Annotated in this window: 22 protein-coding genes; 8 read left to right on the top strand and 14 right to left on the bottom strand. The window is 59.4% G+C overall.

Annotated elements, in window-relative coordinates; genetic code table 11:
• Positions 1 to 270: 270 nt before the first annotated feature.
• The 3 genes from ABOK31_RS10330 (at position 271) to ABOK31_RS10320 (ending at position 4545) form a co-directional block, all read left to right on the top strand.
• The gene (locus tag ABOK31_RS10330; RefSeq protein WP_349955964.1) at positions 271 to 1713 is read left to right on the top strand and encodes a hypothetical protein; all 1443 of its coding nucleotides are present in this window, start codon (positions 271 to 273) and stop codon (positions 1711 to 1713) included.
• A gap of 110 nt (positions 1714 to 1823) precedes the next feature.
• Positions 1824 to 3284 carry a hypothetical protein gene (locus ABOK31_RS10325; RefSeq protein WP_349955963.1) on the top strand — a complete coding sequence of 487 codons (1461 nt, stop codon included), beginning with the start codon at positions 1824 to 1826 and terminating at the stop codon, positions 3282 to 3284.
• A 25-nt stretch (positions 3285 to 3309) separates the two neighbouring features.
• Positions 3310 to 4545 carry an MFS transporter gene (locus tag ABOK31_RS10320; protein ID WP_349955962.1) on the top strand — a complete coding sequence of 412 codons (1236 nt, stop codon included), beginning with the start codon at positions 3310 to 3312 and terminating at the stop codon, positions 4543 to 4545.
• A 14-nt stretch (positions 4546 to 4559) separates the two neighbouring features.
• On the opposite strand, the gene ABOK31_RS10315 is transcribed toward ABOK31_RS10320, so the two are convergent.
• From ABOK31_RS10315 to lgt, 6 genes are all read right to left on the bottom strand, one after another.
• Entirely contained in the window at positions 4560 to 5492 is a 933-nt protein-coding gene (locus ABOK31_RS10315; RefSeq protein WP_075851078.1) for a ribose-phosphate pyrophosphokinase, read from the bottom strand.
• 105 nt (positions 5493 to 5597) lie between these two features.
• Positions 5598 to 6482 (bottom strand): hypothetical protein, encoded by an 885-nt coding sequence (locus ABOK31_RS10310; protein WP_349955961.1) that lies wholly within the window; start codon positions 6480 to 6482, stop codon positions 5598 to 5600.
• A gap of 55 nt (positions 6483 to 6537) precedes the next feature.
• Positions 6538 to 7689: a Xaa-Pro peptidase family protein gene (locus ABOK31_RS10305; RefSeq protein WP_174180239.1), complete on the bottom strand. Its 1152-nt coding sequence runs from the start codon at positions 7687 to 7689 to the stop codon at positions 6538 to 6540.
• 1 nt (position 7690) lies between these two features.
• Entirely contained in the window at positions 7691 to 8473 is a 783-nt protein-coding gene (pgeF, locus tag ABOK31_RS10300; RefSeq protein ID WP_349955960.1) for a peptidoglycan editing factor PgeF, read from the bottom strand.
• Positions 8474 to 8609: 136 nt separating this feature from the next.
• Positions 8610 to 9707 carry a class I SAM-dependent methyltransferase gene (locus tag ABOK31_RS10295; protein WP_349955959.1) on the bottom strand — a complete coding sequence of 366 codons (1098 nt, stop codon included), beginning with the start codon at positions 9705 to 9707 and terminating at the stop codon, positions 8610 to 8612.
• A gap of 76 nt (positions 9708 to 9783) precedes the next feature.
• Complete coding sequence (gene lgt / locus ABOK31_RS10290; protein ID WP_174180746.1) at positions 9784 to 10671, bottom strand: prolipoprotein diacylglyceryl transferase; 888 nt, start codon at positions 10669 to 10671, stop codon at positions 9784 to 9786.
• Positions 10672 to 10935: 264 nt separating this feature from the next.
• Here lgt and ABOK31_RS10285 point away from each other — a divergent pair, with 264 nt between their 5' ends.
• From ABOK31_RS10285 to ABOK31_RS10270, 4 genes are all read left to right on the top strand, one after another.
• On the top strand, positions 10936 to 11196 hold the full coding sequence (locus ABOK31_RS10285) for an accessory factor UbiK family protein (RefSeq protein WP_069612652.1): 261 nt from the start codon (positions 10936 to 10938) through the stop codon (positions 11194 to 11196).
• A 390-nt stretch (positions 11197 to 11586) separates the two neighbouring features.
• Positions 11587 to 12087: a YbjN domain-containing protein gene (locus tag ABOK31_RS10280; protein WP_041677603.1), complete on the top strand. Its 501-nt coding sequence runs from the start codon at positions 11587 to 11589 to the stop codon at positions 12085 to 12087.
• Position 12088: 1 nt separating this feature from the next.
• Positions 12089 to 12928 (top strand): pyrroline-5-carboxylate reductase, encoded by an 840-nt coding sequence (gene proC, locus ABOK31_RS10275; protein ID WP_349955958.1) that lies wholly within the window; start codon positions 12089 to 12091, stop codon positions 12926 to 12928.
• Positions 12929 to 12949: 21 nt separating this feature from the next.
• A complete protein-coding gene (locus ABOK31_RS10270) occupies positions 12950 to 13291 on the top strand; it encodes a tRNA-binding protein (RefSeq protein WP_349955957.1) in 342 nt (113 codons plus the stop codon).
• Between the two features lie 33 nt (positions 13292 to 13324).
• Here ABOK31_RS10270 and ABOK31_RS10265 read toward each other — a convergent pair whose 3' ends face one another.
• From ABOK31_RS10265 to ABOK31_RS10240, 6 genes are all read right to left on the bottom strand, one after another.
• Positions 13325 to 13906, bottom strand: coding sequence for a DUF1349 domain-containing protein (locus tag ABOK31_RS10265; protein WP_174180229.1), 582 nt, complete (start codon positions 13904 to 13906; stop codon positions 13325 to 13327).
• A 12-nt stretch (positions 13907 to 13918) separates the two neighbouring features.
• Positions 13919 to 15301, bottom strand: a complete 1383-nt coding sequence (locus tag ABOK31_RS10260; RefSeq protein WP_174180227.1) for an ATP-binding protein — start codon at positions 15299 to 15301, stop codon at positions 13919 to 13921.
• A 24-nt stretch (positions 15302 to 15325) separates the two neighbouring features.
• Entirely contained in the window at positions 15326 to 16027 is a 702-nt protein-coding gene (locus tag ABOK31_RS10255) for a response regulator (RefSeq protein WP_174180225.1), read from the bottom strand.
• 76 nt (positions 16028 to 16103) lie between these two features.
• A complete protein-coding gene (locus ABOK31_RS10250) occupies positions 16104 to 16574 on the bottom strand; it encodes a MarR family transcriptional regulator (protein WP_174180744.1) in 471 nt (156 codons plus the stop codon).
• A gap of 470 nt (positions 16575 to 17044) precedes the next feature.
• Entirely contained in the window at positions 17045 to 17308 is a 264-nt protein-coding gene (locus ABOK31_RS10245; protein WP_092711633.1) for a hypothetical protein, read from the bottom strand.
• A 247-nt stretch (positions 17309 to 17555) separates the two neighbouring features.
• On the bottom strand, positions 17556 to 18194 hold the full coding sequence (locus ABOK31_RS10240; RefSeq protein WP_174180223.1) for a DUF1236 domain-containing protein: 639 nt from the start codon (positions 18192 to 18194) through the stop codon (positions 17556 to 17558).
• Positions 18195 to 18440: 246 nt separating this feature from the next.
• Here ABOK31_RS10240 and ABOK31_RS10235 point away from each other — a divergent pair, with 246 nt between their 5' ends.
• A complete protein-coding gene (locus ABOK31_RS10235; RefSeq protein WP_174180221.1) occupies positions 18441 to 19085 on the top strand; it encodes an MBL fold metallo-hydrolase in 645 nt (214 codons plus the stop codon).
• 63 nt (positions 19086 to 19148) lie between these two features.
• Here ABOK31_RS10235 and ABOK31_RS10230 read toward each other — a convergent pair whose 3' ends face one another.
• Together ABOK31_RS10230 and ABOK31_RS10225 are read right to left on the bottom strand one after the other, a co-directional pair.
• Complete coding sequence (locus ABOK31_RS10230; protein ID WP_174180219.1) at positions 19149 to 19586, bottom strand: BA14K family protein; 438 nt, start codon at positions 19584 to 19586, stop codon at positions 19149 to 19151.
• Between the two features lie 148 nt (positions 19587 to 19734).
• Positions 19735 to 19950: a cold-shock protein gene (locus tag ABOK31_RS10225; RefSeq protein WP_004116423.1), complete on the bottom strand. Its 216-nt coding sequence runs from the start codon at positions 19948 to 19950 to the stop codon at positions 19735 to 19737.
• Between the last annotated feature and the right edge of the window lie 233 nt (positions 19951 to 20183).

Raw genomic sequence — 20183 nt, 5'->3', positions numbered from 1 at the left:
CATCCGGTCGGTCATGCGCCGTATCGATTGAACTGGAGGAGGGCGTGCCCTGCCTCATCCGCGTTGCCTCCAAGGGTGTCTACGCGGACGCGTGGCGTATAATACAAAGCGATCAAAGGTGCAAGCACCTCCGGAATGCGAAGCCTTGTGGTGACATTGCAACTGCCGCGAATAAGCCTGCGGCGCCATTTCTATCAACGACTTGACATATACCCTCGGCCCCATCAACAGTCGAATCCAATCGATTGGGGTCAGAAGGAGAGGTCGGGCATGCGTTCAAGAGCAATCGCCGCCGCGGTTTTTTCCATGGGTCTTGCCAGCGCGGCACAGGCAGCCGACGTCAACGAGCAAGGTGCCAAGGAACTCCGCAACGTCCTGACCCATTCGCTTTCGCAGGACCTTGCCCGCAGCGATTTCGTGACCGTCAAGCCGGCGGGCGATCAATATGAGATTACCTATGATCTTGCGAAGTTTTTTGACAAGATCAATTCGAGCGCGTTTTCGGTGACGGGTTTCAAGCCGCTCTCCCTTTTTGCGCAGCCCGTCGAACAGGGGCGGTGGCATCTGACGGGCGACAATAGTCTCGATGTAGCCCTGCATTCGCCGACCTCGGACGTCGCTTATTCCATCGCCTCCAGCTCCTTTGACGGTATTTTCGATCCCACGATCGAGATGATGCGATCGATGGGGATCAAAAGCAGCGGTGTGAAATTCTCGAGCGCCGGCAGCGGCCCGAAAAGCGGGCGCAAGATCGATGCCACTATCGACAGCGCCTCGTTTGCTCATACAGTCACCGACAGCAGTGAGGCGGGCAAGGTCGATCTGCAAATGCAGGGCACGCTGCAGCGCTTGAATGAGCAAATTGCCGTAAGGCCGGATGGTTTGCCCATAACCCTCAGCGCCGACAGCGTCGCCACCAGCGCCACGGCCACCAGCCTGCCGGCGCAGGATCTGCGTGCGCTCATCCGTTTCTTCGTCCAGCACGTCAAGGCTAAGCAGCTTTCGGACAGCGGCAGCGAGAAGTTCGAGCAGCTGGTGCACCGCGCCCTGCCGGTTTTCGGCTCGCTCAGCAAGACCGTGACGGTGAACAATGCCTTGGTGGCCACAGAGAAGGGCAAGGTCGGCGTCAAGCGTATCGACTACAGTTTCAAGATGGATGGTCTGACCAAGGCGTCCAACGTTAATCTGGAGCTACGGGCCGAGCAGTTCACACCGGATGCGGATCTTGTTCCTGCTGCCTTTACGCCCTTCCTGCCGGCAACATTGGATATTCAGCTCGGCGTGCCCAATATCAACTTCGCCGGCCTCATCGATGCCGGGCTCGATTCGATTGCCACAAAAGCGACACCGGTTTCCGGCGAGGCGCTGAAGCGCACGATGTTCCCGAGCGGCTATGGAACGCTGGAGTTTCCGAAGATCAGCGCAAAGTCCGATGTCTACGACGTCGAGGTTTCCGGTGAGCTAAAGGGTTCGACCAAGGCGCATTCCGGCATTTCGCTGCAGGCGACGATCCTGGCGCGCGATTTCGACAAGACGGTTGCCGCCATTCAGGAGGTCGCCAAGGCCCAGCCTCGTTTGAACAGCGTTTCCTTCAGCCTGTTGGCCGCCAAGGGTTTTGCCAAGACAGACCCGGACGGCCGTCTGCGCTGGGACGTCACAATGGATGAAGACCGGACGGTAACGGTCAACGGACAGGTGATGAAGAAGCCTTGAGGTTTGAGGGTAAGCCCATGTATCAGGGCGATGATCAAGTTCCATGCGAAAGGCCGGTCGGCTCTTTCCAGATTTCCACGTTTCTTTTCCATCATATTTGGGGGTGAATTATGCGTTTCAAAGCGGTTGCCACGGCGGCTGTTCTCGCTGCCGGCGTGGCCGGCGTTGTGCAGGCTGCCGACGTCAGCGAACAAGGGGCCAAGGATCTTTACGGCAATCTGACCTATTTCCTGCCCGATGATATCACGAAGAGCGGTGCGATTTCGGTCAAGCCGGTCAGCACGCACTACGAAGTCACCTATGATGTGCAGAAGCTTCTCGACAAGCTGAACGTAAGCGGTTTCGACATCAGCGGCCTCAAGCCGTTGATGATGCTGGCAACGCCGCTCGATAGCGGCCTCTGGAACATCGAAGGCAACAACGCCTTCGATGTGACGGCCCGTTCGAAGCCCGGCAGCGGCCCCGATGGCGAATTTCGCTATGCCTTGGCATCATCGACTTTCCAGGGCGTTTTCGATCCGGCGCTTCATTATCTGCGGTCCATGGATATGAAGGGTAGTGGCATCACCCTATCGACAAAGATCACCGACGAAAACAAAAGCGTCCAGAAGAATGACGCTACGGCCGACAGCATCGTCTATGCTCTGTCATCGGCTGACAGCGGTGAGCCGGGCAGGCTCGATCTCAAGATGAACGGCAGCCTGCAATCACTTTACGACAAGATCTCGTCCGACGACGCGACGCTCGGAGAAATCAAGATCGCGGCGATCGATTTCAACATGGGTGCGACGAAGCTGCCCCTGAAGGCCGTCAACTCCCTGCTGCAGTTCGTCTCCGAGCACAAGGATCAGAAGACGCTTTCCGATGCCGATAGCAAGGCAGTCAAGGCTTTGCTGATGGATGCCATGCCGATCGTCGGTTCCTTCGAAGAGTCCGTCGCCATCAAGGATATCGCGGTCACGACACCGTTCGGCAATGGCGGCCTGCAGAAGATGGGCTATTTCTTCAAGGTAGCCGGGCCAGCCAATGCCATGAATGCCGACTTCGGGCTGAATGCCGAGAAGCTTGCCCTGGAAACGGGTCTGGTGCCTGAAGACTATATTGCCTTCATTCCCGATGCGGCCGATATCCAGGTGCAGGTGCCGAACCTGAATTTCTCCGCTTTGGCGGATGTTTTCCAGCAAGCCGATTTGAAGAATCCGGACAGCGACACGGCGATGGACGAGAAGCTGCAAAAGGCCATGTTCCCCGATGGGACGATGACCATCAACTTCCCGAAGATCAGCGCCGTCTCGGGCCTCTATGATGTCGAGGCTTCCGGCAGCCTGCGTGGCTGGCTGACCGAAAAGGACCGCGTCGCCATGAAGATGACGGTTCTTGCCCGCGATCTCGACAAGACGATTGCTGCCATCCAGGAAGCTGCAAAGACGAAGGCCGATCTTTCTCAGCTCTCTTTCGGCCTGATGATGGCCAAGGGTTTTGCCAAGACGGATACCGACGGACGCTCGCGCTGGGATATCGATCTTTCCGACGACGGTCACGTGACGGTCAATGGCCAGGTCATGAAGTAAGCCACTCCGAAGTCAGAATGCGCTCATGTTTGTCCTGAAGCCGCTGAGCCAGCGCTCGATCTCTCTTCTATGGACCGGCCAGGTGCTGGCGGCTACAGGCTCCGAATTCTACATGGTCGCAGTCGTCTGGATTGCGGCCGACTTCATCGGCAGCAATGCGGGATATGTTTCCGCATTGCAGTCTGGGGCGCTGCTGTTTGGCAGCCTGTTCGGGGGTATCGTCACGGATCGCTGGCGGCACAGCACGACGATGATCACCGCCGACCTGCTGCGCGCGGCTTTATTGCTGACACTATCGCTGGCGGGGATTTTGCATCTGATGAGCCTGCCGCTGTTGATCGTGCTTGCCGGAAGCATCGCGTTGCTGACGTCGACATTCGATCCGTCGCTGCAGGCGACCCTGCCAATGATTGCGGTCGATGCCGAGGTTCGGCACGCAACGAATGGCCTTTTCGACGCCACGCGCCGCATGGCGCGCATTCTCGGTCCGAGCCTGATCGCGCTCGTGAACGGGCTCCTGCCGAAATCTCAGTTCTTCACGGTCACCGCCGGCACTTTCATACTCTCGGCGCTTGCCGTGTGGCTGGCGGTGGCGAAGCTCCCCACGGCATCGCGGCGTCGCGATTTCTCCGGAATGCCGGCCGTCGTGGACGGCGTTCTTGGTGGGTGGCGCGCAGCGCGTGGCCATGCGGCGATCCTCTATGGCATGTTTACCAATTTGATGGGAAACGTCGCCTGGGCGATGGGGGTCCTGCTTGGCATGATCTTGCACTTGCGCGAAACCAGCGCCGATCCGCTGACCGACTACAGCCTGATGATGACGGCTTACGGCGTCGGCAACCTGACCACCAATCTGATCCTCGGCAGCGTCAAGCCACGCCGGCCGGTCGTCTGGATCATCGTGGCGAAGCTCATCTTCGGATCGGGAGTTTTCCTGCTGCCGCTGATGCATGATCGGATATCGCTGATGCTCGTGGCGTGCTTTGCGGCGATCAACGGACCCTTCGAGAACCTTGCCATGCTGCATCTGATGCAGACGCGCAGCGAGCCGCATCGTCTGGCGCAGGTCTACCGTCTATTGATGTGCGCGATCTTCACCGGCCTGCTTCTGGCCTACCTGATGTCGCCGACCCTGTTTGCATGGTTCGGCATCGGGCCTTCGATCATGGGCTCGGGGGCGGCCGTCTTCATCTCGGGTCTGGTGGGAATCGGCCTGCTCGCATGGAAACAGGCGCATCCCGCGCGAGCAAAGGCCACCTGAGGCGGCCACAAGCTTCAGTCGAACAGGCTCGAAACCGATTCTTCCTGGCTGGTGCGGTTGATGGCTTCGCCGATGAGGCTCGCCGTCGTGATCACGCGGATATTCGGCGCCGACAGCACGGCGGTCGTCGGCTGGATGGAATCGGTAATCACCAATTCCTTCAGTTTCGAATTTGCGACGCGGGTCACGGCGCCGCCGGAGAGAACACCGTGCGTGATATAGGCGGTGACGCTGGTCGCGCCGTTCTTCAACAGCGCTTCGGCGGCGTTGCAGAGCGTGCCGCCGGAATCGACGATATCGTCGATCAGGATACAATCCTTGCCGGCCACTTCGCCGATGATGTTCATCACTTCGGATTCACCCGGGCGGTCGCGGCGCTTGTCCACGATCGCCAGCAGACAGTCGAGCCGTTTGGCGAGCGCGCGGGCACGCACTACGCCACCGACGTCAGGTGAGACGACCATGACGTTGCCGATATCGTAGTTGACCCTGATATCGTGTGTCAGGATCGGCAGCGCATAAAGATTGTCCGTCGGGATATCGAAGAAGCCCTGGATCTGGCCAGCATGCAGATCGAGCGTCAGAACGCGATCGGCGCCAGCCTCGGTAATGAGGTTTGCCACGAGCTTTGCCGAGATCGGCGTGCGCGGACCGGCCTTACGGTCCTGGCGGGCGTAGCCGAAATAGGGAAGGACCGCCGTGATGCGCCGTGCCGACGAACGGCGCATGGCATCGATCATGATCAGCAGTTCCATGAGATGGTCGTTGGCTGGAAACGATGTTGGCTGGACAACAAATATGTCCTCGCCGCGTACATTTTCCTGGATCTCTACGAAAATCTCCTGGTCGGCGAAGCGCCTGACACTGGCCTTGCCCAAGGGAACGTTGAGATAATTGCAGATCGCTTCGGCAAGATGCCGGTTCGAATTGCCTGCGAAAACCTTCATTGTGGCCCGCCTATTACCAACCTAATAGCCGCGCTTTTAACCGCCTTGCTCTCGAATGCAAGGGGGAGAGGCGTGTTAGCTTTCATATTTCTGAAAAGCTTGTGGCTATCCACCGTTGGATTCGCGCCAGGAATTGAATTCCGACATGGTTTTGGTGGCAATTTTCTGCATGACGGTCGGAGGAACGGCCGACCAGGGGTCGCCGCGTTTCAGGGGCGCGCTTTCCGACCCCTGGATGCGGTGGACGCGGTTGCCGTTACTGTCCAGCACATCCCAGACGTAGGTCACGGAAATCTGCGGGCCGTCTTCAAAGGCGGAAAGATAGCCCTTGAGGATATAGGCGGCGCTGGAATCGCTTGAGCTCTTGATCGTCAGGCCGAGCGAACGGGCGTCGGCGCCAAGCTGACGCGACAGCGGCGTAACGGCTTCCACAGGAGCGCCGATGATCGGCAGGAAACGGACGCTGTTGCCGCCGGCCGCAGCCGTGGGCGGCAGCGATGCCTGTTGCTGATCCGGCTGCTGTTGTTCCGGCTGAGGGTCGTCGGCAACCTGTTGCTGCTGCTGGGGCTGTGGATTGTCCGACAGGCGCCGGTCGGCCTCGCGCTGCTCGTCGGCCTCCGAAAACTGATTGTCGGCCGGCGGAGCGACGGAGGCGGTCCGGGAACCGTCGAGCGGGCGGGAGGCGTAAGGATTGTTGCCGCTCGATCTTAGCGCCGTGGCCTGTTCGTCGAGCGTGCCGCTTCCGCCGTAGCTTTGCTGCTGATAGGCCTGCTGGGAGGTTTGCTGCTGATAGCCGTAGCTGTCCTGCGTGTCCTGATAGACCTGGCGGCGGGGGGGCGCGGAAGCCATGCGCTCGACATCGCGTTGGGTGACCGGGCTGGAGCCCACATCGCCGATGGCTTCGGGCGGCGTCAGGGCGTCGGTGGTATTGCAGGCGGAGAGCGCGAGGCAAAAGCCGGCGACAGTCAACGTTATCCTGACCAGTCCCATTGACGCGATCCTTTCTCCCGACGGTCTGACCATCCAGGATCGCTATATTACGCCCCTAACGGTTAAGAAATTCGAGAGGGTGGCGGGAAAGGGCTTTCGGAGCCTGCGAGGTCGTCAGATAGGTCTGCCCGAGGGTCATGGCGGTACCGCTGTCGGAATCCATGATGATCATGTGCACGAAGAGCGACATGTTCTCCTGAATCTCCAGCGGATTACCCATATGGAACATTTCATGCTCCATCCATGACGGCGAGAAGCGGGCGCCGAGAGAGTAGCCGCAGGCGTTCAGCCGGTGGCGGGCAAGGCCGCGCTCGTCCATGATCTTCGCATGCATGTCGAAGACGTCGCCGAAAGTGTGTCCCGGCATCAAGATCGTTTCGATCGCCTGCAGGGTTTCCAGGCAGGCGCTATAGAGCTCGCGATGGCGATGGCTGGGAGTGCCGATGACGACCGTGCGCATCATGGCGGCATGATAATGGGCATCGACACCGGACCATTCGAGCGTCAGCTGGTCGTTGGCGTCGAGTTTGCGGCGGCCGGATTTGTAGCGGCAGAGCAGGGCCTCCGCGCCCGAGCCGATGATGAATTCGTTGGCGGGATAATCACCGCCGCCGGAAAAGACAGCTCCCTGCATGGCCGCGAGAATGTCTGACTCGTCCGCACCGGCCTTAGCCAGAGACAGGGCTGCATCGAGAGCGTCGTCGGCCAGTGCTGCGGCGCGTTCGACATGAGCGATTTCCGCCGGGCTCTTCGTCAGCCGGAGGCGGCTGATGAGATAGGAGGCGTCGATGATCTGGCCGAAGCTCGCTAATTGATGGTCGAGCAGCCGGGCGACGCGACCCGTCATGCCATGGGTATCATATTCGATGCCGATACGGGCGCCGAGAAGATCGAGATCGGATAGAAGCTCCTTGAGATCGAGCGTCGGATCGGCGTTGATGCGATCGACCCAGATACGGATGTCGGTGATGACAGAGGTAAGTTGTGCCTGGCGAAGATCGGCCGAGCGCGTCAGAAGCGTCAGCGATCCGTCCGCCTTGACGACTAGCGTCTGGAAGAAGCAATAGCCGAACGTATCGTAGCCGGTCAGCCAATACATGCTCTCCTGTGCGAAGAGCAGCATGGCGTCGAGTTTTTCCTCCTGCATTCTCGCCAGCAGCCGTGCCAGACGAGCATCGAATTCGCTGCGTTCGAAATGCAGGGCCATATCAAGCTGCCTTTCCGATGGCGATGGCAGAAATCTGCCGTCCGTAATCCGGCTCCTTGGCATGCGTCGTGCGCCGATAGGAGAAGAAGCGCTCCGGATCCGGATAAGTGCAGAGGTTCAGGCTTTCGGCGGTGACGCCAGCCTTGCTCAGCCGATCGACCGTGAGGGACGGCAGATCGAACATGGCATGGCCGTCGCGTTCTGAAGGGGCGAAATATTTGGCATAATCAGGATCGTGAGCAAGAAAGCGTTCGACGAATTCGGGGCCGACCTCATAGCTCGCCTGACTGATCGAGGGGCCGAGGCAGGCAATGATTGCCTCGCGCCTTGCGCCGAGCGCGACCATGGCGTCGATGGTGTTTTCCAAGACACCGGTCAGCGCGCCCTTCCAGCCGGCATGAGCGGCGCCAATGACCCGATTTTCCGGATCGGCGAAGAGTATGGGGCCACAATCGGCCGCGAGCACGCCGATTGCGATGCCCGGTGTCGCCGTCACCATTGCATCGGCCTGCGGCCGGCTGCCGTCATAGGATGCGTCGATGGTCACGACATCCGGCGAATGGACCTGATGCACGGTGGCTAGCTGTTCGACGGACAGACCGAACCAGTCGGCGACGCGGCGGCGGTTTTCCTGCACATGGTCACGATCGTCATGCGAGCCGAGGCCGACGTTCAGCCCGCGATAAAGACCTTCCGAAACGCCGCCGGCGCGGGTGAAATAGCCATGGCGAATGCCAGCAGCCTCGGCGGCGCCCAGCAGCGTGCTTGCAAGTGGTGTCGGCAACTGCAGTGTCCCTTGATGTCTTGGTTCAGCCTGTCGTGCGATGAATAACGCAGCCGCGGCGAAGCAGTTCGATTTGACTGGGATGTTGGCCCAGTCCGGCGCGCGCTGTCAATCCGTAGGGATCAATGGCCAGGTTTCAGCTGACGGGACGAAAGGGCAGGAGGTCGATTGCCGGACTGGAGACCGCCAGCACCTTGAAGAGTTCGCCCATCTTGCCTTCGCCGGCGCCGGCCAACCTTTCCACGGCGACACGGATGTTCTCCTGGATTGCCGCGTCCTGGTCTCTGCCAAGTGCCGCCGCCCGCTCCAGCAGGCCGAGCCCGATAAGGAAATCGCCCTGATGACAGCAGCCATTGATGTGCATGCCGGAGGCGAGGGCGGTTTGTGCCAGATGCTGGAAATCGACATGGCTGGTGAGGTCCGCTTCGCCCGGATGCTCCAGCGGCGGATCGTATTCGTGCATGCGCACGGCCTGAAGCGTGTCGCCGAAGCCTGTCGCCATATGGCCGTAGTCGATGGCAAGCGCGGTGCCGCCATAGGTTACCAGCCTGTCGCAGATCGCCGTCATAACGGCCTGGCGAGCAGGCGCAATTTCGAAAATCGTGCCGATCGGCGGCGGGCCACCCTCTGGAAGAAGGGAAGGATCAAGCGTAGCGATGCCGGCCGTGAAGCTCAACTCGTCATTGACGTCGAGGCCGACCGTGCGCTCGCGGAAGCCGTTGGCGGTGCGGACGAATTGACGGATGGGAATGGCGTCGAAGAGCTCGTTGGCGGCGAGCAGGGTGAAACCTTCAGGCACCTCGCCGAAATCCGTATGCCAGGAGATTTTTGCACCATAGGCATCGAGGGTCTGGCGCTGGAAGCCCTGCAGGCGTTCGCTGGTTTCGACGAGATGTACCGTCATGGCATCATAGAGCGGCGGGGCCAGCTTGCCGATGACGCGCAGCATGTCGGACATCATCGTGCCGCGGCCCGGACCGATTTCGACGAGGCGCACTTCAGCGGGCGTTCCATGCCGCTGCCAGGCATGCACCATGAAGACGCCGATCATTTCGCCGAATAGCTGGCTGACTTCGGGCGCGGTAACGAAATCGCCGGATTGGCCGAAGGGTTCACGCGTCTTGTAATAACCATGCACCGGATCGGCGAGGCACAGCGAAAAATAATCCGTGATGCTCAATGGCCCGTTCGTGCGGATGATGGTTTTGATTTTTTCCCCAAGCGCCGTCGTCATTCTCTGCTTTCGCTAGTGCGTGATCCTGAAAGACTGGGAGCCTTTCTAGCCAGGACCACGCGATATTAACCCCACTTCAAGCCATCTGCCTTGCCGCTGCCTGCCGTGCGCGGATGACTGCCCACAGGCCGATGGCGACCATCGGAAGCGACAGCACCATGCCCATCGTCAGCCAGTTCGTGCCGAGCAGATAGCCGAGCTGCTCGTCAGGCTGACGGAAGAATTCGACAAAAATACGCGAGAAGGCATAGCCGATGACAAAAATACCGCTGACCGTGCCCGGCTTCTTCAATGCCAGTGCCCAACGCGTGAGGATGAAGAGCACGAGGAACAGTATAATGCCTTCGATGCCGGCCTCGTAAAGCTGGCTGGGGTGGCGCGGATCGGGACCTGCAGGACAGACGCCGTTATGGGCGGCGATTACATGCGGGCTGCAGAAGACCATCGCCCAGGGGACGTCGCTCACGCGGCCCCAAAGCTCGCCGTTGATGAAATTGGCGATGCGGCCGAAGAACAGGCCGATCGGCGCGACGGCGGCGACGATATCGAACAGGCTCCAGGCCGGGATCTGGTTGCGTCTTGCAAACAAAATCATGGCGATAGTTGTGCCTATTAATCCACCGTGGAAGGACATGCCGCCATTCCAGACCTCGATGGCGCGGATCGGATTGGCCAGCACCGGATCGAGATCGTAGAAGAGGATATAGCCGATGCGACCGCCGAGGACGATGCCGAAGGCGACCCAGAGGATGAAGTCATCCAGATGCTGGCGCGTCATCGGCGCGGTATCGTTCAGCCAGAGCCTGCCGTTATCGACCAGCCGCCGTGCATAGAACCAGCCGAGCAGAATGCCGGCGACATAGGCAAGCCCGTACCAATGGACGGAAATCGGGCCGAGAGAGACGGCCACGGGGTCGATGTCCGGAAACGGCAGGATGGCGGCGAGATTGGCGGATGTCAGCAAGATCGTCAGGCCCGTTGCAGCATGTTCCCGAAAGCACCGTGCCATTTCGGGGCGGGATCATGCTAAATATCCAAAATGTGCGCGGAACATGGCGCTCGCTATCGAAACGGTCAAGTCGATTGTTGATCCGCCCGAGATGGCAGGTTCGGTTGTCCAGTCCTATCTCAATTTGCTTGCATCGGCCCCTTGGAAATCCTACCTCAGCACTATCTGGCCCATATCGATGCCTGACCGTTGAGGGCCGACGGCCGCAAGGAGATTGCCATGAGCACTGGACCGAACCGAATCTTGGATGAATTCGCCAAGCTGATGACCGATGCCGCCGGTGCTGCCCAAGGCGTGCGCCGCGAGATCGAGACCGCCTTCAATGCCCATGCCGAGCGTTGGCTGAACAGCATGGATATCGTCAAGCGCGAGGAATTCGAAGCCGTTCGCGAAATGGCGATCAAGGCGCGCGACGAAAACGAGGCGCTGCTTGCAAGAATCGAAGCGCTCGAAGCCAAGCTTGCCTCCAAGGGCAAATAAGCCTGGACTTCTGTTTGCGGATCGGCGCGGCACCCGTTTGCCGTGCCTTTTTCCTCTGAAAATTTCCGTCTGTTTTTCCACCTGTGGACATAGGCAAAAAAGCCAATCGCCAGAGTCGGTTATGACTCCCTTCTGAATAGACGTCGGAAGAGCTTTCCACAGTGCCGTTTCCAAAATCGCCGTTCAGGGGCTGGCATGCCGGGCATGCCGCTATACACTGATTTTAAATGATGATTCGAAACGGACTTGGTAAGCCCCGGGCATGGTGGAAGCGTTAGTCTGGCAGCCGTTCAACATCATCCCGAGTATGTTTCCGGAGTAAAATTGTTTGCGTTCTTTCAGTGTTGAGCCACGGGAAAACTGCAACCGATCCGGTCAAGAAGGTGCTGCATGAGCCTTATGGAAATGGAAGCCGAACGACAATCGAATCCGGTCGACATGATCGAATTCGTCGCTGCCAACAACGACTGGTCGTTCGAACGGTCCGGCGAAGATGAGCTCGCCATGACCGTCGAAGGGCGATGGACCGACTATCACGTCTCGTTCTCCTGGATGGAGGAATTCGAGGCGCTGCACATAGCCTGCGCGTTCGATGTCAAGGTTCCAGACCCGCGCGTCAACGAGGTGATCAAGCTGCTGTCCTGCATCAACGGGCAGGTGCTGATGGGTCATTTCGATCTGTGGCGGCAGGAAGATATCGTCATTTTCCGCCAGTCGCTGCTCTTGTCCGGCGGGGCCGAGCCGACCAACCGGCAGGTTGAGGTGCTGCTTTCCAATGCGCTTGATACTTGTGAAGCCTACTATCAGGCTTTCCAATTCGTGGTATGGTCTGGCCTTGACGCGAACCGCGCCATGGAAGCCGTGCTCTTCGAAACGGTAGGCGAAGCGTGACATGACAGGTGAACAATCCGCCAATGCATTTGCATCCTCCGGGCCGATCGTCCTGATCGGCGCGGGTAATATGGGTGGCGCATTGCTGACGGGGTGGCTGAAGAACGGCGTGCCGGGATCATCGGTTATCGTCGTCGATCCCAATCCGTCCGAAGCGATGCGGAAAATGATTGCGGATGCCGGCGCAAGCCATGTCACCGAAGTTCCGAAAGGCGCGACGGCGGGGGTTCTCTTCATCGCCGTCAAGCCGCAACTGATGGACGCGGTTCTGCCGCCGTTCAAGCCGCTTGTGGGGGAGGCGACGGTCGTCGTCTCGATCGCGGCCGGCAAGACTATCTCTGCGCTTGAAACGCATCTAGGCGAAGCGGCGATGGTGCGCGCCATGCCGAACACGCCCGCCATGGTCGGGCGCGGTGTGACGGGTGCTTTTGCCAATGTGCGCGTGAGCGATCGCCAGCGGCAGCTGGTCCAGAACCTGTTGAAAGTATCCGGCCCGGTCGAATGGGTGCCCGGCGAAGCCGATATCGATTCGGTGACTGCGGTTTCGGGCAGCGGGCCTGCCTATGTTTTCTATCTCGTGGAATGCATGGCGGAGGCGGGCCGGAAGCTCGGCCTGCAGGCGGACCTCGCCATGCGACTTGCACGGGAAACCGTCGCGGGGGCTGGTGAACTGTTGCACCAGTCTCCCGACGACGCTTCGCGCCTGCGTCAGAACGTGACCTCTCCTGGTGGGACGACCGCGGCGGCGCTGAGTGTCTTGATGGCGGAGGATGGTATGCAGCCCTTGTTCGATGCGGCTCTTGAAGCGGCGCGCAAACGGGCGCAGGAACTGGCCGGCTGAATTTTCGATAAAGGGCAGGACATGACGGAAGAGATCACCTATGGCGATTTCGAGCGGGTGGATATCCGTGTCGGAACGATCATCGAAGCGGAGACTTTTCCCGAAGCGCGCAAGCCTGCTTACAAGCTCAGGATCGATTTCGGGCCGGAGATCGGTATCAAGCGCTCCTCAGCACAGATCACCGCGCACTATACGCCGGAAGCTCTTGTCGGCCGGCAAGTGCTGGCAGTGGTCAATTTTCCGCCACGCCAGATCGGGCCGGTTCGCTCCGAGGTTCTGACGCTCGGTTTTGAGGACGATTCCGGCGCGATTGTTCTGGCAGCCGTGACCCAGCCGGTGCCGAACGGCAAGAGGATGATGTGAGCGGCACCCCTTTCGAAATCGAAAGGGAAAGGTTTAGTGAATATCCCTCGATACCGGGTCGGTCAGGCTGAAGTCGAGGAATTCCGCCTCGAAGCCTTCGCGCTGCGGCGAGCAAAAGGCCGGGCCGACCAATACCTCCTCCAGCGTCGGATCGAACCAGGCAAGCCTTGCCATGCGCCACTCATCCATCCGGTCTGTGCGGTACTGGATGAAGAGAGCATCGCCGTTGCGCGTGACCCGCGCGGACATGGCATCGAACTCATGATCGAGCCGGAAGGCGGACCAATCAGAATTGCCATTGGTGACGACGACGCTGAAATGCCGGGCGCCGTCGGTATATTCTATCCCGCATTTCATCCAATGCCTGGCGTCGTGGCGGATCATCAGGCCGGCCTGATCGTAGAGCTCGCGATAATGCCCGACGAAGGTAACTTCGGCGGTGAAATCGCCGCGGCGGGGCATTCCGAGAAAATGGCCATCGTCGCGGTGGAAGCCGTAATAGGTCTCCTGCCAGAAATCGGTCTTGCTGCCGGATTGGACGAACAAGCGTCCGCGGTTCACTTCCCACATCGGCGGCGTGTTCAGCCAGTGCATGCCATCGATATCGATCGGCATATGCTCTCTCCCTCAGGCAGGAATGCGGATGGTCGCGCGCAAGCCCCCGAGCGGGCTGTCGCCGAGCGTGACGTTGCCGCCATGGCTGCGGGCGATGTCGCGCGCGATGGCAAGGCCGAGGCCTGTGCCTGACTTGTCGAGATTGCGGGCGGAATCCAGCCGGAAGAACGGTTTGAAGACGTCATCCCGTGCCGCGACCGGAATGCCCGGGCCATCATCATCGAAGATGATCGTCAGCCATTTGGCGCTGTGTCGGGCTTCGATGCGAAGGCTGTTGGCGTAGCGCCGGGCGTTGGTGGCGAGGTTCGTCACCAGGCGGGTAAATGCATTCGGCCGGACGGAAATCTGATCCTCGCCGTCGATGGAGAAGCTCATGGATTTTCCATGCAGCGTGAAGTCCTGCTGGATCTTCTCGAGGATATCGCTGAGCTTGAATTGCCCGACATCTTCTTCGGCCTCGCCGCGCGCGAAGGCCATATAGCCCTCGAGCATGCTTTGCATATCCTCCACATCTTCGCTGAGGCCGACAAGATCCGGATTTTCACCGACAAGGGCGAGCTGCAGCTTAAAGCGGGTGAGGACCGTGCGCAGATCGTGGCTGACGCCGGATAGCATCGCCGTACGCTGCTCGATCTGCCGTTCGATGCGCTCGCGCATCAGGATGAAGGCGAGACCCGCGCGGCGTATTTCGTCGGCACCGCGGGGAGAGTAGTTTTCCAGCCGCTGTCCCTTGCCGAAGCTTTCGGCCGCCTGAGCCAGAGCGAGGATCGGGCGGATCTGGCCGCGCAGGAAGAGGACTGCGATACCGATCAACACCAGCGAGGTGCCGACCATCCAGAGGATGAAGATATGCGTGTTCGACGCATAGGTCTGGCTGCGTTTGGCGAAGACGCGCAGCACCTTGTCGGGCAGCTTGATGCGGATCTCGACCAGACTGGAGTTGCCGACCGTATCGATCCAGAAGGGCAGGTTGATCTGATCGCGTATCTCGTCGCTGAGGATACCATCGAGGATCGAAAAGAAAGGCTTTTCGCCGGGCGGCGGCAGCTCGCCACCCGGTTCGATCGAAATGGCGAGATCGAGCTTCTGGCGGGCCATCTGGGTGATGGCGGAATAGTCGGCATCCTGCGGATAGGTCTGGATGATGGTGATGATGGCGGCGATGTCGCGCGTGGTCGCCATCGACAGGCGCTGTGTCACCATCTGCCAGTGGCGCTCCATGAAGACGATGGTGACGACGGCCTGCAGGATGATCATCGGCAGGATGAAGATCAGCAATGAGCGGGCGTAGAGGCCAGTCGGCAGCACGTAGCGACGCATCCAGCGCGAAAGCCACCGCAGCCCGTTGGACGGCGTGTGCTCCTGGTCGCGCCTGATTGAATCGAATGCCACCATCGCCACTGATCCTCGGAACCAAATTCAGTCTATGCTAAGGCGGTAGCCGATGCCACGCACCGTCTGCAGCCAGATAGGGTTGGCCGGGTCATCTTCAATCTTGCGGCGCAGCCGGTTGATCTGCACATCGATCGTCCGCTCGCCCACTTCTGCGTCATTGCCGATGAGCTCATGGCGCGGGATCGTCTCGCCGGCGCGCTTGGCGAAAAGCAGCATGATTTCCTGCTCGCGATCGGTAAGGCGAATGAGTTCGGCCGACTTCTTGAGCTCCTTGCGGGTCAGCGAAAACGTGTATGGCCCGAACATGACGAGTTCGATCTTCGGCGAATCGGCGGGTGCGTTGCGGCGCAGGATGTTGTTGACGCGCAGCACCAGTTCGCGCGGGTCGAAGGGCTTTGGCAGATAATCGTCGGCGCCGGCTTCCAGGCCCGCTATACGGGAATCGGCTTCGGCAAGTGCCGTCAGCATGATGATCGGAATATTCTTGATGGCACGCAGGCTCGCCGTCAGCGCAATGCCGGATTCGCCGGGCATCATCACGTCCATGATAATGAGATCGAAATCCAGCCCTTCCAGCTTGCGGCGGGCTTCGGCACCATCGGCGGCAGCCGTTACGCGGAAGCCCTTCTCCATAAGATAACGGTTGAGGAGGGCGCGGATACGGGTATCGTCGTCCACGACCAGAAGATGTGCTGCGTCATCCGAGATTGCTGCTTTTGTCGTCATTCGGTTCGTCTCGATCCTGTCCTACCCATCGATTGAGTTGACGCATTCCGCACCGGCCCCACGGGCGGGATTGCCGTCATTTCCCGGTCTGCATTCCCCTCAGGAAACGCTTCACGCTTTCGCGCGTCGCTTCCGACGCGCCTTCGAATGCCCTTTCAATGCGGCGCGATTGCGGCTCGGCCAACGCCAGCGCCAGATCGCGGCCTGCCTGCGTCGGGTACAGCTTGCGCTGCCGCCGGTCCTCCGGACCCGCGACTTGGCGAATATAACCCGAATCGATCAATTGTTTGAGAACCCGCGCCAAACTCTGTTTGGTGATCTGCAATGTTTCCAGAAGGTCCGCAACCGTCATGCCGGGTTCGCGGTTAACGAAATGGACGACGCGATGATGGGCCCGGCCGAAACCGCTCTTGACGAGGATCTGGTCCGGATCGGAGACAAAATCGCGGTAGGCGAAGAAAAGCAGCTCGATAATCTCGAAATCGATGCTTCCCGCATTCTGCATCGGCGTGGCCAGCAGCTCCGTCTTTGCCGCATTCTGGCTCATCTGTCGTGGCACCGTGACATTTCCTTTCTTATTATGGAGCATTCGGGAAACTTCCGCAAAAATATGTCAGCTCTATTGACGCATTTTTACGTCGTTGCCCGCCTTCGCACAATGCCGTGTGGCTCGAACAAGACTGTCCTATCGGGAAATTAAGCGCGGTCCCGCAAAAACTCCAACATATCCTGTATTTTTATCTGTCGCCACTCGCGCATAAGGGGCAAATGTGTCTGAAAGCAACCCAGAGGTGAGGCTGCGAGATCGCCTGAGGACAATAGGACGAGAGATAGGCGCCCTGGCCGGAGGGCCGCACATATCCGGCCATCGAGGACGGCAACCATCGTGAAGGCGGCATCTTTTCCGCGCCACCCACTTTAAGGCACGGGCGAGGTACGCCTGTTGCCAAATGGAATTGCGTATCAATCCGCACAAGCCGGGCAGTTTTCAGGCCCGGCTTGTGCGATCCGATCTAGTTACGACTTGCGGCCGAGAACGGCACCGACGATCGCGGAGAGCACGCCGCCAGCGACCAACGAGGATATGCCTTGCGCGATGAGGCCTGTAAGAGCTTCGCTGCCGATCAGGTTCAGGATCAGGCCGCCACCAAGGCCACCCACGGCCCCGGCGATCGTCCTCGCAATGAGATTAATCCCGTCTTGCTTCAAAACGGCACTCGCGGCGTTGCCACCGATCGCACCGGCAATCAATTGCGTGATGATAGGCCCTAGACTTTCCATGACTGCCCTTCTCCCATAGTTCCGGAGACGCTTCCGGATGCCCTCTCGCGGCGTCCCGGATCGATGCCAGGGAGCGGCGATAATCCTCATCGATATTAGGATTACATCATGCACGGATCGCTGGAAATAGAAGGGCAACTCAAACGGGAGAATTCTGCAATAATTTCAGGGGAAATCCGTGATTTGGACATGCGGCCGTCCCGCCGCATGTCAATTTTCGCCATCTTATGCGGTCTTGCAGGGCGAATCAGCGATAGACATAGACGATGCGGCGCGTACCCGGATCGACCAGTACGGGTTGGTGGTTTACCTCGACGTAGCTGTATTGGTAATCTGGGATGCGGTGCACTTCCACGCTTTGCGGAACCGTGGCGCCGACTGCGAGATCTCCACTCAACTGAACCGTATCGACCGGATTATCATCTATATAGGTCCGGACTTCCTCAGGCGGGGTGATTGCGACCACATCGCCACCGTTCTGATCGACGGGACCCAGCAATTGGTCGTTCGGACCGGGCTGAATGCGCTGGACGCTGCCGGTCTGGACCGGATCGGTCTGTTCATAGGTGATGGTGGGGATGCCCAGATCATCCCGGTGATCCTGGACGACGACCGAGGCGCCATTCTGTTCGACGCTCAGATATTGTGCATAGACCCAGCCGCGCATGCCATTGACGTCGACCCGGCACCAGCGGCTACCTTCGACACAGCCGTCCAGCGTTGCTTCGGACCCTCGTGTGGCGACGCCGACCGTCGGGAATTCCGCACCCGGCCCGGAACGAACTTCTATATCCGTGGCGGTGGTCGCGGCCATCTCGGCCTGGGCAAGACCCGCACTGCCGAGAAGGACGACGCCTGCCAGCAACAGATTTCTTTTCAAGGACATTGGTTTTCTCCTTCTGTCTTGAAAGACTTATCTTCAACGCCTCGAGTGCCTGAGTGTTCCGGTTTGCCGGACGCCAACGGACTATCGTTCGACGGGAAGGGAAAACAACCATTTGAAATGGATGAATATTCTCGAATCTCGAAGTTCGATCGCCGGCGTTCGCTCGAGTTTAAAGGTTCAGGGGCTGTTTTGCCGGATGTTTGCCGCTATACCGACAGTCCGACGATCAAACAGACGAGGCGCTCCATGGGCATGCTCCAGGCCGGCATCATTCCGGTGACCCCTTTCGAACAGAACTGCACTATCCTGTTCGATCCGGAGACAAAGGAGGGCGTGGTGGTCGATCCGGGCGGCGATGTCGATATCATCCTGCAGACGGTACGCGAGAACGGCATCACCCTGAAGGCTATCTGGCTCACGCACGGCCATATCGATCACGCCGGCGGCGCCGACGAGGTGCGCGAGGCGCTCGGCATCGAGGTGATCGGCCCGCATGAGGACGATCGGTTCCTACTTGAGGATATCGAGGCCAAGGGCAAGATGTTCAACATCAGCGGCGTGCGCAACGTCATGCCGGACCGCTTCCTCAAGGAGGGCGACAAGGTCTCCTTCGGCGAGCATGAGTTCGAGGTTTTCCATTGCCCAGGCCATGCGCCCGGCCATGTCATCTATGTCAACCGCAAGCAGGGCTTTGCCCATCTCGGTGACGTGCTGTTCAACGGCTCGATCGGCAGAACCGATCTGCCCGGCGGCAATCACCAGCAGCTCTTGGAATCGATCCGTGACAAGGTCTTCCCGCTGGGCGATGAAGTCGGTTTCATCTGTGGCCACGGGCCAGGCAGCCGGATTGGCGACGAGCGTCGCACCAATCCTTTCCTGCGCGGACTATAAAGAAAGCGCCGCTCGAAAGCGGCGCTTTGGTTCCTCGTCTTATGATCCCGGTCCGGCCGGAAATCAGTCGGCCGTGCAGAAATGGCGCATGCCGTCATAGCCGACATAAGTGCCGGAACGGCTGTCGAAGCTTCTGTAGCGGTCATAGCAATAGCGCATCCATGCGGGCGACCAGGGACGCATGCCGTATGCCGGAGGCGGCGCATCATAGCTGACGTCACGCTCGACATAGACGCGGCGCGGTGCCGGGCGATAATAATAGCCGGGAGGAGGCGCGTCATAGCCAGGATCGACATAGACCGGAGACGGCTCGACGTAGCGCGGCTGGCTGGCAATGGCGGATCCGACGATCAGGCCGGTTGCCAGCCCGGCAGCGCCGAGCGCCCAACCATCACGGTTACGATGGCGCCAATATTCATCGGCGGAAACAGCGCTGATGGATGTGACCGTCAATGCCGCGGCGACGGCGGACATGACGAGCGTTTTGCCGAGTATGGTCATTGGCCTATCCTCTAACGGAAGCGGGACAAAAGTCGTTCCCGCTCTTTCATGGGAGGCAAATTATACGTGGCAAACTGAATGCAGACTGAATGACAAAACCCGGCATTGCTGCCGGGCCTCAACTCGAATTTGATAGCCGTAAGGTGTCTTAGCCAGCAATCTGCAGATTGACGGCCTTTGGTCCCTTGCCGCGGCGATCCGGTTCCGTGTCGAAGCTTACCTTCTGGTTTTCCGACAATCCTGCCAGACCAGAAGCCTGAACTGCAGAAATGTGTACAAAGATGTCCGCGCCACCCTTGTCCGGTTTGATGAAACCGAAGCCCTTATCGGTATTAAAAAACTTTACAGTGCCAGTCTCGGCCATGCCTCAGGTCCTTTTCTCTCTGCCCACCATCCACACGGGCAGCATTACTTGTGTTGCCCTTGCGGGCGCTTGCAGGCAGTTCTCGAAATTTGAAGGAAAAGGTCCCCGTAACTCGGCATGATCTCGATGCGATGTTTGCCACCCCGCTTCTTGATCAAGCTGACCGGAATATTAGCGTTTCCGGCGCGCAATTCTATTAGGACTTCCCATGCTCTAAAAATGCCCGAACACCA

Origin of the sequence: Rhizobium sp. ZPR4, from assembly GCF_040215725.1 — a bacterium.
Lineage (GTDB): Bacteria > Pseudomonadota > Alphaproteobacteria > Rhizobiales > Rhizobiaceae > Rhizobium > Rhizobium rhizogenes_D.
The sequence above is the reverse complement of the archived record's forward strand: the minus strand, read 5'-3'. Positions and strand labels throughout refer to the sequence as shown.